The sequence below is a fragment of the Leyella stercorea DSM 18206 genome (assembly GCF_000235885.1).
GTDB lineage: Bacteria > Bacteroidota > Bacteroidia > Bacteroidales > Bacteroidaceae > Prevotella > Prevotella stercorea.
Genome location: NZ_JH379375.1, coordinates 1 through 17,120, shown reverse-complemented (window position 1 = coordinate 17,120; position 17,120 = coordinate 1). Strand labels below are relative to the sequence as shown.

Genomic DNA, 17,120 nt, shown 5'->3' with positions numbered 1-17,120 from the left:
TAAATGAAGAAACGACAATTGGACGAGGCGCAAGCCAAGTGTGCATCCTCAGCCGCACTGACCGCATGGCAGACCATCAACTGGGTGTCGTGTGAGAAGGAGGTACGCAAGCTGCAAGTCAGAATAGTAGAGGCTCTAAAGGCAAACCGCATTGGAAAGGTGAAATCTCTCCAACGCATCTTGATTAGCTCGTTCTCCGCCAAGGCATTGGCAGTGAGACGCGTGACATCAAACTCGGGCGGTAGCACTGCTGGGGTTGACAAGGAAACCTGGCTCACTCCCATAAGACGCTACAAAGCCATCAGCTCTTTGACAACGAGGGGTTACAAGCCAAAGCCTCTTCGCCGTGTCTTCATCCCGAAGAAAAACGGCAAGATGCGCCCGCTCGGAATCCCTACCATCAAGGACAGGGCTATGCAAGCCCTCTTCCTAATGGCACTTGAACCCATAGCAGAGACACTTGCCGACGGCAACTCCTATGGTTTTCGCAAATACCGCTCATGTGCGGATGCGACAGACCAGATATACAAGTGCCTTCACAAGAAGACCTCGGCTCAATGGGTGCTTGAGGGTGACATAAAGGGATGCTTCGACCATATCAGCCACGAATGGTTGCTTGACAATGTCATAATCGACAAGGAAATGCTCCGCAAGTGGCTTAAGGCGGGAGTGATAGAAAAGAATGTGTTCCACATGACCGACGAGGGGACACCCCAAGGCGGAATAATCTCCCCGACATTGGCGAACATCACACTTGATGGGATGGAAGCATTGGTAGCCAAACACTCAACCCGAAGGGACAACGGCAAGACCTACTCCAACAAGGTAAACCTCGTACGCTACGCAGACGACTTCATCGTCACTGGCGATACGAAGGAGGTACTTGAAGAGATAAAGTCAGAGCTAATCGTATTCCTAAAGGACAGAGGTTTGGAACTCTCAGAGGAAAAGACGCTGATAACACATATCAAGGATGGTTTTGACTTCCTCGGTTTCAACATACGGAAATATGGCAACGGCATGTTGCTGATTAAACCGAGCAAGAAGAATCAGAAGAAGTTTGCGGAGTCGACACATGAAGTAATATACAAAATGCGCTCAGCCAAGCAGACGGATGTAATTGGCAAACTCAACCCCAAGATAAGCGGTTGGGCGAACTATTACAGATATGTGTCCTCGAAGGAGGTGTTCTCCAAGCTCGACCACATAATCTTCCTCCAACTGAGGAGATGGTCGATAAGAAGACACCATGACAAGTCGTTGAAGTGGATAGAGAAGAAGTATTGGCAACACGACGGGAAACGTGGATGGATATTTGGAACAAAGGGCAAGGATAAGAAAGGCAAGGAGAAAATCTATCGCCTTATCCAACTGACCCACACACCGATACTCCGCTACACGAAGATAAGGTCGAAAGCCAATCCGTTTGACCCACGATACGACGAATACTTCAAGCAACGGCAAGAAACAAAAAGCCGTACACGCCCGCTCAAATGCAGTGCATGACAGCACACAGAGCCGATTATTTAGAACGAGAGATAATTAAAAGAATTACACGAGCCGTGTGCGGTGAAAGTCGCATGCACGGTTCTTGAAGGGGAAAGCGGGGGAAACCCCGCAGACCTACTTAGAAAATAAGTGGCTTTCAAATAGCTCAATTCAGAAAAAGACGGGGCCAAACAATGGAACAAAGGTTGTAAGCAAGGAGGCAATCCGTATGCAACAGACAGGGGCACTGCTATGGCTGTATGCCTGGAGAAACGAAGCGGGAAATCCGACCTTACAGCTGTATCATCAGAAGAGTGAGGAGCATGAACACTGATGCACGATGAACGACAAGCCTAAGGGTCAGCTTAGCAATAGAGGCATCAAGCCAAAAGAGGACAGACATCAGAGGATTGGCGATAGCACTGTCATCATGCTAAGACCAAGTTCTGTGTCCGACAAGGAAGAGTCGCAAAAGACAGACGAGTAAAACCAAAAGGCGAAATGACCATTCCTATAACAAGGTACAGAGACGCTTAAAACGGCGAAGGGACTTTGGCGACGTATCGCTATACAGGTGTCGAAGCATCGCTTCTATAACAGGACTGGAGCAAGTGAGCAAACCGCACAACTTGCTCCCAAGGTATTTCAGTTACAACAGCCATAACCTCATTGGAGGATTGTCCTAAAAGAGTTTTTGCAGTCAAAGGAAGAAAGAGTCTGCAAGCCACATAGCCAACAGACTCTCTCCTGATTATTCACAGATGACAACATCATCCTTGTACTCCGTCACTTCCTTGCCGTTGATGAGCTGGACAATGACCTCACAACCCAAGTCCTCGACAATCGTTCCCTCTGTCTGACCTCTTCGGGGATAAAGCAAGGTGCAGAAACACCCTACAACGCCGTCCAACTGCTCCATGTCTATCGTTGCCATATCCGTTCCTCCTTGTTAGCCGAATGTGATTGGATTGATGCAGAAATTCGTGTCCTCTGCCTCATACTCGTATTCATTGATGAAGTCAATCATCTTCTGTTCGCTTCTTCCGTCCTGTGAGACACCAGTCTTCTCACACCACAACTTGATAGCATCACCAAAGGTGGAGTAAGCACCCTCACAATCCTCAAAGAGTTCTCCGTATGCAGTGACGTAGCACTCTTCGGGGAAGAAGTCGTTCTCATCGTGCGTATAGAAGATGTCGCAACCTGGCTCAACCTCTCGCCAACTGATTGAAAGTTCATCGCCAAGTGCCTTGTTCACCTCCTCAAAGAACAAGTCGCATGAAGACCAAGCACTTTCGGTGTCAAAGGACAAGAGGGCATAATCGTCTTCCACGTTCTCCTCATACTCTGCCCAATAGATGTGTCCTCTCACCGAGATGCCTTTCTTCTCGTAGTCAATGCCATAGTGTTCTGCCAAGAGATACAGATACACATTATTACTGTTCACCTCCAACTCTTGGAGTGTGTTCCAAAGGTCTGCCACGGCTTTGCGTGAGCCTGTCACCTTGTACTGAGTGTCGCAAATGTTAGCCATAAGATAAAATTTTTATTTTCTTCCCTTATGTAGAACCAACTACCATCGGGATTGATTAAAGAATTATGTTGCCCCAAAAGGTGTTATGGCTCATCAATGCAAGGTTTTGCCGTCAAATACTACCTCTGCCACAATCAGAGCGTGGAGATTTCACGGACAAACCACAGGCACCGACCTTGCAGGATGAACGCCATGACAGGTACCTTTGCAACACAATTCTTATCAAAGCCCGATGGGGTGGTACATGGCAGACTGCATGGTACAGCAGTGTGAAGTGACGTTATAGGTGGAGATAAGGCTATAAGAGGTTTTTGCAGTCAAAGGAGAAAAGAGTCCACAAAGTGCAGTATCTACAGGACAAAAACACTTTAGTTTACCTTGGTTAGCTCTTATATATATGCTAACCTAAAGTAAACTGTATATATGTCCGTCTAAAACCCGAAAACCGTACGGGTCAGCTTACGTCAGAAACAGAAGTATAGAACCATAGAAGTGGTTCAAGAAGTCTTTCTTCCTTTGACTGCAAAATATTATCTTTGCACGAATCATAATTGCCCTGTAGGATTTAATATAATTTAACACTCTTTGTTGAATGCAAGGAAGAACAGCTTCAATATGCTGAATATCAGTAGTATAACATTGTGTTAACCCTTAATCTGTAGAAAAGGATGTTATCATACAAAGTAATGTCCATTTGTACTTTTTCTATATGGTTTTATACTTACATTTGCATATCATTTGTATCTTGATAACAGTAACTAACTGATTATCAATATACTTTATATTTGAATGCGTAAAATAGCAACGGATTCAACGCACCCAGCGAATCCGTTTAATCCGATAAATCCGTTGTTATTTTTTCGCACCATAATAATCTGCTGTAAATCAGCAATCAGTGGAAGGATATTCGTATTGAGGGACTGCGTGACTACGGCAGGAATGCCGTAGCCTCCTACATTAGTATCGTTGGCTTTATTGCTTGGTTGGTGCACTTCTTGCTCTGGCAAGCGGCAAAGCCGAGCGGAGCCAGCTGCAATAGATTGCCAGTTTGCTTGGTTGGTGCAGTGGAGACAGCTGCAATAGATTGCCAGTTTGCTTGGTTGGTGCAGCTGAGACAGCTGCACCCCCTACCGTTTGCGTTCGCCGTCCAATCGGTTTCCGTCCGCTGTCTGATTGGATTCCGTCCGCCGTCTGATCGGTTTCCGTCCGCTGTCTGATTGGATTGCGTTCGGTGCACGATGACATAAGCGGAGAGTCTATGCATTTATTCTTTACATATTTTTAAGTAAAAACCCTCAACAATCCAATTATTATTGCTAACTTTGCAAACTGAAAATTGCAATTCGAATACTTAGCGGTATTCTACGTAGAAAAAGAAACAAATTGTTTTAAAAATTTTTATGGATTCTATTTTATTAATCACAGTCATCTTGACGGCTGTTGTATTGGTAGTAGGTGCGTACGTAGTTGCGAAACTCGTAGGTCCTCGTTCGTACAACCCGGTTAAGGGTCAGCCCTTTGAGTGTGGTATTCCTACACGCGGATCTTCTTGGATTCCGGTGCATGTAGGTTACTATCTCTTTGCTATCCTTTTCCTTATGTTCGACATTGAGACCCTCTTCCTCTACCCGTGGGCAGTAGTTGTCAAGCAGTTTGGAGTAATGGCGCTTGCGAGCGTTGGTTTCTTCATGCTGGTATTGGTATTTGGCCTTGCATACGCTTGGCGGAAAGGAGCGTTGGAATGGAAGTAAGAAAACCTGTCATCAAGAGTATTCCTTACGATGAGTTCAAGGACAACAAGGGCCTTGAGACAATCGTAGACGAGCTCCATGAGGGCGGCGTCAACGTAGTGGTTGGCTCACTCGACCAGGCTATCAACTGGGGTCGTTCCAACTCTTTGTGGTCATTAACATTCGGTACATCATGCTGCGGCATTGAGTTCATGGCAGTAGGTTGCGCCCGTTACGACTTCTCTCGCTTCGGCTTCGAGGTGACACGTAACTCTCCTCGTCAGGCCGACCTGATTATGTGTGCCGGTACCATCACCAACAAGATGGCGCCAGTCTTCAAGCGTCTCTACGACGAGATGGCTGAGCCTAAGTACGTTGTGGCAGTGGGCGGTTGCGCCATCTCGGGCGGTCCGTTCAAGAACTCGTACAACGTAGTGCGCGGCATCTCAGAGATTGTGCCAGTAGACGTGTACGTGCCCGGCTGTCCTCCGCGTCCGGAGGCTATCCTCTACGGCATGATGCAGCTGCAGCGCAAGGTGAAGGTCGAGAAGTTCTTCGGTGGAGCAAACCACAAGATGACACATGAGGAGAAAGAACTCTCTATGTCGAAGGGTGGTCTGCACGGCTTGAGCAACGAGGCTCTCGCCAGCGAAGCAAAGCGCGAGACAATCGTAGTGAACGAGGTGCCGGAAGGCTTCGATGCAAAGAAAGGTCTAACTGATTAATATAATAAGGTATAAGATATGAAACTTGAAAACATAGAACTCTCATTCGACAATTTCGCGAGTGAGATGTCGAAACTGAAGAACCAGAAACATTTCGACTACCTTGTTACCATCATCGGCGAGGACTTCGGCGAGGAAGGCTTGGGATGTATCTACATTCTTGAGAACACCGACAACAACGAGCGCTGCTCTGTACGCACCATCGCAAAGAAGGTGGACGGCAGCGATGTGATTCCTACCGTCGTTGAGCTCTGGAAGGCAGCCGAGCTGCTCGAGCGCGAGGTGTACGACTTCGTAGGCATCAAGTTCCTGGGCCACCCCGACATGCGCCGTCTGTTCCTGCGTACCGACTTCAACGGCTACCCGTTGCGCAAGGACTTCGACATGAGCCCCGAGGCAAACCAGTTCCCACTTACCGACGAGCCCGAGTCTGACTACACCGTTGTGTACAGTCTCGACGCCGACGGCCGCCTCGTAGCTACAAAGAAGCGCCTCTTCGAGGACACCGACTTCGTAGTGAACATCGGTCCGAACCACCCGTCTACACACGGTGTGCTCCGCTTGCAGACCGTTCTCGACGGCGAGAAGGTGAAGCGCATCTACCCGCACCTGGGCTATATCCACCGTGGCATCGAGAAGATGTGGGAGGGCATGACCTATCCGCAGACACTCGCTCTTACCGACCGTCTCAACTACCTCTCGGCAATGATGCACCGCCACGCTCTCGTAGGCGTAATAGAGGAGGGTATGGGCATTGAGCTTACAGACCGCATCCACTACATCCGTACCATCATGGACGAGCTGCAGCGTATCGACTCCCACTTGCTCTACCTCGGCTGTACAGCGCAGGACTTGGGCGCCCTCACAGCGTTCCTCTACTGCATGCGCGACCGCGAGCATGTGCTCAACGTGATGGAGGAGACCACCGGCGGACGACTCATCCAGAACTACTACCGCATCGGCGGATGCCAGGCAGACATCGACCCGAAGTTCGTAGAGAACACCAAGAAGCTCTGCAAGTATCTGCGTCCGATGATTCAGGAGTATCTCGACGTGTTCGGCGACAACGTAATCACACACAACCGCTTGGTTGGCGTAGGCCCGATGGGACGCGAAGACTGTATCAACTACGCCGTGACAGGTCCGGCAGGACGTGCCGCAGGCTGGAAGAACGATACACGTAAGCGCCACCCGTACGACCTCTACGACAAGGTAGAGTGGGAGGAGATTACAATGACCGGTTGCGACTCTATGGACCGCTATTACTGTCACATCAAGGAGCTCTATCAGAGCCTTAACATCATCGAGCAGCTCATCGACAACATTCCGGAGGGCGACTTCTACGTTAAGCAGAAGCCAATCATCAAGGTGCCCGAGGGACAGTGGTACTTCTCTGTAGAGGGAGCCAGCGGCGAGTTCGGCGTATATCTCGACTCTAAGGGCGACAAGAGTCCTTACCGTATGAAGATGCGCCCGATGGGTCTGACACTGACCGGCGCTCTCGACCCGATGCTTCGCGGACAGAAGATTGCCGACCTCATCACAACCGGTGCAGCTATCGACTTCGTAATTCCTGACATCGACCGTTAACGAAATCATAAATTAAAAGAAATGTTTGACTTTAGTAACATAACAAGCTGGCTCCACAATCTCCTCTCAGTGACCTGCGGTCTTGGAGATTTCTGGACAATACTGATCGAGTGCATCCTGGTTGGTGTCTGCATCCTCGCAGGCTACGCCATCCTCGCCATCATCTTGATCTTCATGGAGCGCAAGGTGTGCGCATGGTTCCAGTGCCGTCTTGGCCCGATGCGCGTAGGCCCTTGGGGCATATTCCAGGTGTTCGCCGACGTGCTGAAGATGCTCATCAAGGAGATTTTCTCTGTTGACGGTGCCGACAAAGTGCTCTACTACATCGCTCCGTTCCTCGTGATTATAGCTTCCGTAGGCACCTTCTCGTTCCTCCCGTGGAATAATGGTGCTCAGGTGCTCGACTTCAATGTAGGTCTGTTCCTCATGTCGGCAATCTCAAGTATCGGCATCGTGGGCATCTTCATGGCAGGTTGGGGCTCTAACAACAAGTATTCGGTAGTTTCGGCTATGCGTGGCGCCGTGCAGCTCATCTCATACGAGATGTCGCTCGCCCTCTGCCTTATCACCGCCGTTGTGCTCACCGGCACAATGAAGGTATCGGGCATCGTAGATGCACAGACCGGTGCTTTCGGTTGGCTCATCTTCAAGGGACACATCCCGGCTATCATCGCCTTCCTCGTGTTCCTCGTAGCAGGCAACGCCGAGGCAAACCGTGGCCCGTTCGACTTGGCTGAGGCTGAGTCGGAGCTTACAGCCGGCTATCACACCGAGTATTCGGGTATGGGCTTCGGCTTCTACTACCTCGCCGAGTACCTCAACCTTTTTGTAGTTTCAGGTATCGCTGCCACAGTATTCCTTGGCGGTTGGGCTCCGTTCAACATCGGTGTTGCCGGCGTTGACAGCGTGCTCGACATGATTCCGGGCATCGTGTGGTTCCTCGGCAAGACATTCGGCATAGTGTTCCTGCTTATGTGGGTGCGCTGGACATTCCCTCGTCTGCGTGTCGATCAAATTCTGAAGCTCGAGTGGAAGTACTTGATGCCTTTGTGTCTTATCAACTTGATTCTCATGACTGTAGTTGTGGCATTCGGTTGGCACTTTTAATTAGAAGTTAAGGAGTAAAGAAGTTAAGGAGTTAAGCCAAATGTACTGATTGATATGGAAAAAAGGTTATGGCTTAACTACAAGTGACCAAAGGGAACGATAACTTCTCACTTCTGAATTCTTAATAATAATAAACAATGGAAGAAAACAAAAAATCATATTTCGGAGAAATCGGGTCGGCTATGAAAACCCTCGCCATTGGTATGAAGACCACATGGAAGGAGCTCCTCACAAAGAAGAGCACAGAGCAGTATCCCGAGAACCGCAAGACCACACTGCACGTAGCAGCACGCCACCGCGGCCGTCTGGTGATGAACCGCGACGAGAACGGCGTCGTGAAGTGTACTGCTTGTACACTTTGCGAGAAGGCTTGCCCGAACGGCACCATCAAGATTGTGTCGCAGATGGTTGAGAACCCGGAGACAGGCAAGAAGAAAAAGCAGCTCGTCGACTACCAGTACGACCTCGGCGACTGCATGTTCTGCGAGCTTTGCGTGAACGCCTGCAACTTCGACGCAATCAAGTTTGTAAACGATTTCGAGAACTCGGTATTCGACCGCGAAGCACTCGTGCTTCACCTCGACAAGGAAGTGTACGAGGGCGGCTCGCTGCCCAACATCATCGACGGCGGCGCAGACTTCGAAATCGGAACGTTTAACACCAAAACAAAATAAGGAGTAAGAAAATATGGCAAGTATAGTAATGTTTTGCATCTTGGCAGCAGTAATCCTCGGATCGGCTGTCATGTGCGTGACCACAAAGCGCATCATGCGTTCGGTCACATTCCTGCTTTTCGTACTCCTCGGAGTGGCAGGCCTCTACTTCCTGCTCGACTACACCTATCTTGGTGCAGCGCAGATCAGCGTTTATGCTGGCGGTATGGTGATGATGTACATCTTCGCCGTGCAGCTCGTCAGCAAGCGCACACTCCAGGGATTGGTAGAGCGCGTTAAGGGCTGCCGTGCCCTCTCTTACGCACTCATCTGCCTCGTAGGTTTGGCTACCGTAGCCGGCGTACAGCTCAAGAATGGTTTCATCTCTGTCCTTGTTGAAGGCAAAGAGGTGCCCATGCAGACCATCGGCGAGGCTCTTCTCGGTTCGGAAAAGTATCAGTATGTATTGCCCTTCGAGTTCATCTCAGTGTTCCTGCTGGCATGTATCATTGGCGCAATCGTTGTAGCACGTAAAGAAAAGGAGGACAAGTAAATTATGGTACCAGTAGAATGTTATTTCGTGCTTAGCGCACTTCTGTTCTTCATCGGCGTTTACGGCTTCGTGACACGCCGCAACCTGATAGCCATGCTCGTCTCTATAGAGCTCGTGCTCAACGCCGTAGACCTGAACTTCGCGGCTTTCAACCGTCTGCTCTTCCCCGGCGAGTTCGAGGGCTTCTTCATGACCCTCTTCTCAATCGGTGTGAGCGCAGCAGAGAGCGCCGTAGCTATCGCGATTATTATTAACGTTTACCGCAATTTCCACAGCGATCAGGTGAACAGTATTGAAAACATGAAATATTAATTAGATTATGGATTTTACATATTCAATATGGATTCTTCTGTTGCCGCTGATCAGCTTCCTGGTTATCGGTCTGCCAGAATTCGTGAATAAGAAGTATTCCTGGTCGCACAAGACAGCTGGATTGATTGGCACCTGCTCTTTGGGCTTGGTGACAGTACTCAGCTACTACACAGCGTTCCAGTATTTCACAGCCGACCGTCTTGCTGACGGCACCTTCGCAACCTTCGTTCCCTACAACGTGACATGGTTGCCGCTGGGCCATCTGCACTTCGACCTCGGTGTGCTGCTCGACCCGATTTCGGTGATGATGCTCATCGTCATCTCAACGGTCAGCCTTATGGTGCACATCTACTCGTTCGGCTATATGCACGGCGAGAAAGGCTTCCAGCGCTACTACGCTTTCCTTTCTCTCTTCACGATGTCAATGCTCGGACTCGTGCTTGCTACCAACATCTTCCAGATGTACATGTTCTGGGAGCTCGTGGGTGTAAGCTCTTACCTCCTCATTGGCTTCTACTACACTCTGCACGCAGCCGTTCACGCTTCTAAGAAGGCGTTCATCGTGACACGCTTCGCCGATATGTTCTTCCTCATCGGTATCCTCATCTTTGGCTACTACACAGGAAGCTACAACTTCTCGTTCACCGGAACAGAGATTGCTTACGGCGCAGGTGCTTCTGCCTTCACCGTTGCTGACAGCGCACGCGCTCTTGCTGCAGGCGGCATGATTCTGCCTACAGCCCTCGTGCTTATGTTCATCGGTGGTGCAGGTAAGTCGGCTATGTTCCCGTTGCACATCTGGTTGCCGGATGCTATGGAAGGTCCGACACCGGTATCTGCACTTATTCACGCCGCTACCATGGTCGTTGCAGGTGTGTTCCAGATTGCACGTCTCTTCCCGGTATGGATCGAGTACGCTCCGCAGGCTCTTGAGGTAGTCGTTATCGTAGGTGCTTTCACAGCCTTCTACGCAGCAGCCGTTGCTTGCGCACAGAGCGACATCAAGCGTGTGCTTGCCTTCTCTACAATCTCTCAGATTGCGTTCATGATGGTAGCGCTCGGCGTATGTCTGCCGGGTCATCACGGTGCGGCTCTTGACAACCACGCACAGCTTGGCTACATGGCTTCTATGTTCCACCTGTTCACACACGCCATGTTCAAGGCTTGTCTGTTCCTCGGAGCCGGTTGCATCATCCACGCTGTTCACTCTAACGAGATGTCTGCAATGGGCGGTCTGCGCAAGTACATGCCTATCACTCACATCACATTCCTCATCTCTTGCCTCGCTATCGCAGGTATCCCGTTCTTCTCGGGCTTCAGCTCTAAGGACGAGATCATCACTGCTTGCTTCGAGTACTCACCGCTCTGCGGCTGGTGGATGACAGGCGTTGCCGCTATGACAGCGTTCTACATGTTCCGCCTCTACTACGGCATCTTCTGGGGTACAGAGAACAAGGAACTGCACGCTCACCACACACCGCACGAGGCTCCGGTTACTATGACCTTCCCGCTCGTGTTCCTGAGCATCGTTACAGTAGGCGTAGGTGTTGTTACAACACTCGGCGGTTTCTGCGACTGGAGCTGGGCAAGCTTCGGCTCTATCGTGAGCGCAGCAGGCACAGCCTACACCGTTCACTTCGACCCGCAGGTAGCTGCCACCTCTACAGTGATCGCTATCCTCTCTATCGCCCTTGCCACATATATCTACAAGGGTGAGAAGCAGCCTATCGCCGACAAGCTGTACGCTACATTCCCGCGTCTGCATCGTTGGGCTTACAAGCGCTTCTACATGGACGAGGTTTACCAGTTCGTTACTCACAAGATTCTGTTCCGCTACGTCAGCCGTCCGGTACAGTGGATCGACGAGAAGATCATCAATGGTCTTATCGACTTCACTGCTTGGGGTGCTAACGAGGCAGGTGAGACCATCCGCCCATGGCAGAGCGGCGACGTTCGCCAGTATGCCGTTTGGTTCATCACAGGTACGGTAGCTTTAACATTATTATTACTTTGCTTATAATTAGAATATGAATATATTAAGTTTATTCGTAGTAATCCCTGCGTTGATGCTGCTCGGTCTGTGGATCGCACGCAACGTCAATCAGGTGCGTGGTGTGATGGTTGCCGGTTCATCTTGCCTCTTGGCAATGAGCATTTGGCTCACGCTCCACTTCATCAGCGAGCGCGCTGGCGGCAACACCGAGGAGATGATTCTCCATGCCTCTACTGCGTGGTTCCCGGCTTTGCACATCAACTATGAGGTTGGTGTAGACGGTATCTCTGTTGTGATGTTGCTGCTTTCGAGCATCATCGTCTTCACCGGTACATTCGCTTCATGGAAGCTCAAGCCCCTCACAAAGGAGTTCTTCATGTGGTTCACTCTGCTTTCGACAGGTGTTTACGGTTTCTTCATCTCGATCGACCTCTTCACCATGTTCATGTTCTACGAGGTGGCACTCATCCCGATGTACCTTCTCATTGGTTTCTGGGGTTCGGGTCGCAAGGAGTATGCAGCCATGAAGCTTACGTTGATGCTTATGGGCGGTTCTGCGCTCATCATCCTGGGCTTGGTAGGCATCTACTTCTTCAACGGTGCTTCTACAATGAGCATCCTTGAGATTGCGCACAACAACCACATCCCGGCAGCTGTTCAGAACGTGCTGTTCCCGTTTGTGTTCATCGGCTTCGGCGTGCTCGGCGCGTTGTTCCCGTTCCACACATGGTCTCCGATCGGTCACGGTTGCGCCCCGACATCAGTGTCTATGCTCCACGCAGGTGTGCTCATGAAGCTTGGCGGCTACGGCTGCTTCCGCATCGCAATGTTCCTCCTGCCTCAGGCAGCTAACGACTTGGCTTGGATATTCCTTATCCTCACAACCATCTCTGTCGTTTACGGTGCGTTCTCGGCTTGCGTACAGACCGACTTGAAGTTCATCAACGCTTACTCTTCAGTGTCTCACTGCGGCTTGGTGCTCTTCGCACTCTTGATGATGACCAAGGTGAGCTGCACGGGTGCTATCCTCCAGATGCTCTCTCACGGTTTGATGACAGCCCTCTTCTTCGCCCTCATCGGTATGATCTACGGTCGTACACACACACGTGACATCCGTGAGCTTGGCGGTTTGATGAAGATTATGCCGTTCCTCTCTGTAGGCTACGTGATTGCAGGTTTGGCTAACCTCGGTTTGCCGGGCTTCTCAGGCTTCATCGCCGAGATGACCATCTTCAACGGTTCGTTCGAGAATGCCGACACATTCCACCGTTGCTGCACTGTCATCGCTATCACCTCAATCGTTGTGACCGCTGTGTACATCCTCCGTACCGTGGGCTTCATCCTCTTCGAGAAGGTGAAGAACCCGCACTTCGAGGAGCTCACCGACGCTACATGGGACGAGCGCTTCGCTGTATGCTGCCTCATCTTCTGCGTTGCAGGTCTGGGTTCGTTCCCGATCTGGGCAAGCCATGTTATCAGCGATGCCGTAGTACCAATCCTCAGCGTAATTCCAACACTTTAATAACAGTTCAGCAGTAAAAAATGGATTATAGTCAGTTTTTTAATATGATACCCGAGGCTGGCCTCATGGCAGCCCTCGTGATAGTATTCCTCGCCGACCTCATCCTGAAGGGCGAGAAGAAACATACTACCTTGAGCCTGCTGACAGGTCTGCTGTTGGTTGCTCAGATTGCAGTCTGCTTCACCGCAGAGCCTGCAGAGGCTTTCGCCGGACTCTACACCGCCACAGCAGCAGCGCAGGTGATGAAGGTTATCCTTACAGCCGGTGCGTTCATCGTGGTAGTGATGGCACAGTCGTGGCTCGAGCAGAAGGACGTGCAGAACAAGGAGGGCGAGTTCTATGAGCTCATCATCTCTACCTTGCTCGGTATGTACATGATGATTTCGTCGGGCCACTTCCTCATGTTCTTCCTCGGCTTGGAGATGGCATCAGTGCCTATGGCATGTCTCGTTGCCTTCGACAAGTTCAAGAAGGAGTCGGCAGAGGGCGCAGCCAAGTTCGTGCTCACCGCTACATTCTCAAGCGGCGTGATGCTCTACGGCATCTCGTTCATCTACGGAGCTTGCGGCACACTCTACTTCGACGACGTAATGGCGCAGATCACAGCTACACCGCTCACCATCATGGGCCTCGTGTTCTTCTTCAGCGGCCTCGGCTTCAAGATTTCGCTCGTGCCGTTCCACTTCTGGACAGCCGACACATACCAGGGTGCTCCTACAGCCGTAACAGGCTATCTGAGCGTAGTGTCTAAGGGCGCAGCAGCGTTCGCTTTGATGACAATCCTCACCAAGGTGTTCGCACCGATGGTAGAGTACTGGGAGATGCTGATGTACATCGTCATCGTCCTCACCATCACCATCGCTAACCTCTTCGCACTCCGCCAGACAGAGCTTAAGCGATTCATGGCGTTCAGCTCTATCTCGCAGGCAGGCTACATCATGCTTGCAGCGGTAGGCAACGGCGCAATGGGTCTGCCGGCGCTCATGTACTACGTGCTCATCTACGTAGCAGCCAACATGGCAGTGTTCACCATCATCAACGTTGTTGAGACACGCGGCAAGGGCAACACCGAGATGTCTGTATTCGACGGCTTCTATACCACCAACCCGAAGCTCTCGTTCCTCATGACACTCGCTCTGTTCTCGCTCGCAGGCATCCCGCCGTTCGCAGGTATGTTCTGCAAGTTCTTCGTGTTCATGGCAGCAGCCGAGCAGGGCTCTAACATCGCATACGCAGTAGTGTTCCTCGCATTGATCAACACCGTACCGTCACTCTACTACTATCTGAAGATTGTAAAGTGCATGTACATCAACAAGACCGATGCTCCGCTCGCTCCGTTCAAGAGCGACTGCGCTACACGCACAGCCCTCGCACTCTGCACCGCTGGCGTACTCCTCTTCGGTGTATGCAGCTGCGTCTACGGATGGCTCGTAGCGGCTACAGCGATGTAGAATATAGGAGTTAGGAGTTTTGCAATTCAATAACTCGACAATAAGGATAATGGTCTGCAATTCGTTCAGCACGAGTTGCAGACCATTTTTCTTTATCCTGTAACGTATATTGAGACACCTAATGCGTATCTTTGCATTTGAATTAATTATACTACTATTATGGAAGAATCAAAGAAACTCTTTTGTGAACTTATTGTTAGCAAGAAATGTAGACTATAACTACTTGCGTTTGTATTCTCTTGATAGAATAGAAGGTGTTAACTTAACAGATGCTCATTTTGTCTTGCCAAAAGATTTTTGTGCAAAAGAATATTTTGCAGAATACTTTGGTATTGTATTGGATGAATCTGTACCGCTTCAGAGAATAGTGTTAAGGGCAGACAAATGCCATCAGCACTATATGCGCACATTGCCGTTGCATCACTCGCAAAAAGAAATCTATGCATGTGATGATTATGCCGATTTTGAATTGGCACTGCGTCCTACCTATGACTTCTATATGAAGTTGATGAGTTTTGGCAATATGATAAAAGTGTTAGAGCCCAAAAGTCTTCAGGAGAAGATATATAAATGGTTGGAGAAAACAATAGAAGTTTACAAATAAAAATAATTCAATAAGTATGGAATCAAGATTATTTCAAGCCTTAAAGGCTTTCAAAGGCGCTGATGGTTGCGAAGCAAACCTGTTTGAAGAGTTTAAGAAAATTGCTGAAGCAGCATTCTTCTCTGGCTATTTTCTTGTTAATGGCGGTTGTAAGGATGCGTATAAACTAAAGTTGACCTGCATCGAATTTTATTACCACGAGGATGATGGCAATATTAAAGATGAAAAAAAATATCTGAAAGGGGAAGATGAATTTGGCTATGCTTTAGGTGCTGTATGTCCAAATCCATCGGGCGTTGATGTTTTGTTTGATGATCCACAAAAGAAATATCATGCGTCTTTCTTGATTAGAGGCTATAAAGCTATTGTGCCTGGGGAAAAAGAATGGGAGAATAATGAAAAAAGAAAAAATTGGGCTCCTCATGATTTTTGGTATGATTTATATGGTGGAGCAAATATGCTAAGCAATGGCAAGTTTAGTATAGAATGGATAGATGAGTCTGATGAAACGCTGGGCCATGCAGAACCTATGCAACGAATCAATATAAACGACAACAGATTATGGGGATTTAAACGAGTTGAAAAGCTATGATAACAGAACAATATAAAGACAAAGTGTTTTTTTCACAGTTGCTACGTACAGATTATCCCAATATCTATAAGGATGTTTGTGAAATTCTGGATGCTAATAACGTAGCGCATGAAACGCTTCCTTTAACTAAGGATTATTGGTGTCGTGATTATATGCCGATACAATTTGCATGTGGTTATTTCTCCCAATTTGTCTACAATCCCGACTATCTGAAAGGTAAGGAAAAATACATTACTGATGTAGATAAAGTGATGAATAAGATTGAAGATAAGAATTTTATCATCAATCATTCTTCTTTGGTTATTGATGGTGGAAATATTGTTGTTGGCGAAATAGAACAACCAGATACTTACACCACTAAATCCTTTATTGTAATGACAGACAAGGTGATGATAGAAAATGAAGGATTATCTAAAAAGGAGATAGAATCTAAAATTCGGGATTCTTTCAAACCTAAAGAATGTAATTCAACTATTGATGAAATAACTATAGTATGGTTGCCATGGGATAAAAAGGATGTTTGTGGGCATACGGATGGTATCTTAAGATTTGTCGGCGCACAAAAAGATGGCAAACCTGTAGTGTTAACTAATCTTTCAGTATATGATGATGGTATTGCTACTCAAATGCGTAATATCTTGATGGAACATTTTTATGTTATAGAGTTGAATCTTTCTGAATATAACGAATTAAGTTGGGCATATATCAACGCTCTTCAGACACGTGATGTTATTATTGTTCCAGGAATTGGCAATACAAAACTTGATAATGAAGCAATGGGTCAGTTTATTGCTTTATATCCTGATTATAGAGGAAGGATTTTTCAAGTTCAGATGAAAGAATTTATCGAGAAATGGGGTGGAGCTTTGAATTGTTGTTCATGGACAATTAGTGAAGATATGTCCAAATTGCATCACGATATAGAGAATGATAAAAGATTCATTTCTATCATAGAGAAGTATCAGAAAGACTCTAATAGTGTATGCTTTGATGAAATTCGATTCCTTGGTGACTATTATCCTAGAAAACTTGAGAATTATAGTAGGGAATTGGATCGTTTATATTTTGGGTTTTAGAACATAAGTGAGCCGTGAAATATCATCCTCTAAGATTGTAAAAGAAGTACTGCTTACACCCTCTATTGTAAGCAGAACTTCTTCTAGGCACTTATTGACTTATTTTTTTAATTCTTGATTTAATGGCACCTTTATTACGAGCAAAGATTTTGCACAATTCGAGAGTGTAAAATAAACTGTGTCAGGCTAT

Annotated in this window: 17 protein-coding genes; 15 read left to right on the top strand and 2 right to left on the bottom strand. The window is 48.4% G+C overall.

What is annotated here, in order from left to right; all coding sequences use genetic code 11:
- Window positions 1–3: 3 nt before the first annotated feature.
- Window positions 4–1,506, top strand: coding sequence for a group II intron reverse transcriptase/maturase (ltrA, locus tag HMPREF0673_RS01925; RefSeq protein ID WP_007897400.1), 1,503 nt, complete (start codon window positions 4–6; stop codon window positions 1,504–1,506).
- A gap of 322 nt (window positions 1,507–1,828) precedes the next feature.
- A complete protein-coding gene (locus tag HMPREF0673_RS14465; protein WP_007837486.1) occupies window positions 1,829–1,975 on the top strand; it encodes a hypothetical protein in 147 nt (48 codons plus the stop codon).
- 264 nt (window positions 1,976–2,239) lie between these two features.
- On the opposite strand, the gene HMPREF0673_RS01915 is transcribed toward HMPREF0673_RS14465, so the two are convergent.
- Window positions 2,240–2,422 carry a hypothetical protein gene (locus tag HMPREF0673_RS01915; protein ID WP_004319908.1) on the bottom strand — a complete coding sequence of 61 codons (183 nt, stop codon included), beginning with the start codon at window positions 2,420–2,422 and terminating at the stop codon, window positions 2,240–2,242.
- A 15-nt stretch (window positions 2,423–2,437) separates the two neighbouring features.
- Entirely contained in the window at window positions 2,438–3,022 is a 585-nt protein-coding gene (locus HMPREF0673_RS01910; protein ID WP_005816332.1) for a hypothetical protein, read from the bottom strand.
- A gap of 1,400 nt (window positions 3,023–4,422) precedes the next feature.
- Between HMPREF0673_RS01910 and HMPREF0673_RS01900 the strand changes: the two genes are divergently transcribed.
- The 13 genes from HMPREF0673_RS01900 (at window position 4,423) to HMPREF0673_RS01840 (ending at window position 16,930) form a co-directional block, all read left to right on the top strand.
- Window positions 4,423–4,773: an NADH-quinone oxidoreductase subunit A gene (locus HMPREF0673_RS01900; protein ID WP_007897395.1), complete on the top strand. Its 351-nt coding sequence runs from the start codon at window positions 4,423–4,425 to the stop codon at window positions 4,771–4,773.
- Complete coding sequence (locus tag HMPREF0673_RS01895; RefSeq protein WP_007897394.1) at window positions 4,764–5,477, top strand: NADH-quinone oxidoreductase subunit B; 714 nt, start codon at window positions 4,764–4,766, stop codon at window positions 5,475–5,477. The genes HMPREF0673_RS01900 and HMPREF0673_RS01895 overlap by 10 nt, the downstream gene beginning before the upstream one ends.
- 18 nt (window positions 5,478–5,495) lie before the next feature.
- The gene (locus tag HMPREF0673_RS01890; RefSeq protein WP_007897393.1) at window positions 5,496–7,067 is read left to right on the top strand and encodes an NADH-quinone oxidoreductase subunit D-related protein; all 1,572 of its coding nucleotides are present in this window, start codon (window positions 5,496–5,498) and stop codon (window positions 7,065–7,067) included.
- Window positions 7,068–7,088: 21 nt separating this feature from the next.
- The gene (nuoH, locus tag HMPREF0673_RS01885; RefSeq protein WP_007897391.1) at window positions 7,089–8,174 is read left to right on the top strand and encodes an NADH-quinone oxidoreductase subunit NuoH; all 1,086 of its coding nucleotides are present in this window, start codon (window positions 7,089–7,091) and stop codon (window positions 8,172–8,174) included.
- A gap of 137 nt (window positions 8,175–8,311) precedes the next feature.
- Window positions 8,312–8,848: a NuoI/complex I 23 kDa subunit family protein gene (locus HMPREF0673_RS01880; RefSeq protein WP_007897390.1), complete on the top strand. Its 537-nt coding sequence runs from the start codon at window positions 8,312–8,314 to the stop codon at window positions 8,846–8,848.
- Window positions 8,849–8,861: 13 nt separating this feature from the next.
- Window positions 8,862–9,380 (top strand): NADH-quinone oxidoreductase subunit J family protein, encoded by a 519-nt coding sequence (locus tag HMPREF0673_RS01875; RefSeq protein ID WP_007897389.1) that lies wholly within the window; start codon window positions 8,862–8,864, stop codon window positions 9,378–9,380.
- A 3-nt stretch (window positions 9,381–9,383) separates the two neighbouring features.
- Window positions 9,384–9,692: an NADH-quinone oxidoreductase subunit NuoK gene (gene nuoK / locus HMPREF0673_RS01870; protein ID WP_007897385.1), complete on the top strand. Its 309-nt coding sequence runs from the start codon at window positions 9,384–9,386 to the stop codon at window positions 9,690–9,692.
- Window positions 9,693–9,699: 7 nt separating this feature from the next.
- Window positions 9,700–11,712, top strand: a complete 2,013-nt coding sequence (gene nuoL / locus HMPREF0673_RS01865; RefSeq protein ID WP_007897383.1) for an NADH-quinone oxidoreductase subunit L — start codon at window positions 9,700–9,702, stop codon at window positions 11,710–11,712.
- Between the two features lie 7 nt (window positions 11,713–11,719).
- Window positions 11,720–13,207, top strand: a complete 1,488-nt coding sequence (locus HMPREF0673_RS01860; protein ID WP_007897381.1) for a complex I subunit 4 family protein — start codon at window positions 11,720–11,722, stop codon at window positions 13,205–13,207.
- 20 nt (window positions 13,208–13,227) lie between these two features.
- The gene (locus HMPREF0673_RS01855) at window positions 13,228–14,658 is read left to right on the top strand and encodes an NADH-quinone oxidoreductase subunit N (protein WP_007897379.1); all 1,431 of its coding nucleotides are present in this window, start codon (window positions 13,228–13,230) and stop codon (window positions 14,656–14,658) included.
- 184 nt (window positions 14,659–14,842) lie between these two features.
- Window positions 14,843–15,262, top strand: a complete 420-nt coding sequence (locus HMPREF0673_RS01850) for a helix-turn-helix transcriptional regulator (protein ID WP_245544218.1) — start codon at window positions 14,843–14,845, stop codon at window positions 15,260–15,262.
- A 16-nt stretch (window positions 15,263–15,278) separates the two neighbouring features.
- The gene (locus tag HMPREF0673_RS01845) at window positions 15,279–15,854 is read left to right on the top strand and encodes a hypothetical protein (RefSeq protein ID WP_007897375.1); all 576 of its coding nucleotides are present in this window, start codon (window positions 15,279–15,281) and stop codon (window positions 15,852–15,854) included.
- On the top strand, window positions 15,851–16,930 hold the full coding sequence (locus HMPREF0673_RS01840; protein ID WP_007897373.1) for an agmatine deiminase family protein: 1,080 nt from the start codon (window positions 15,851–15,853) through the stop codon (window positions 16,928–16,930). The genes HMPREF0673_RS01845 and HMPREF0673_RS01840 overlap by 4 nt, the downstream gene beginning before the upstream one ends.
- Window positions 16,931–17,120: the final 190 nt, after the last annotated feature.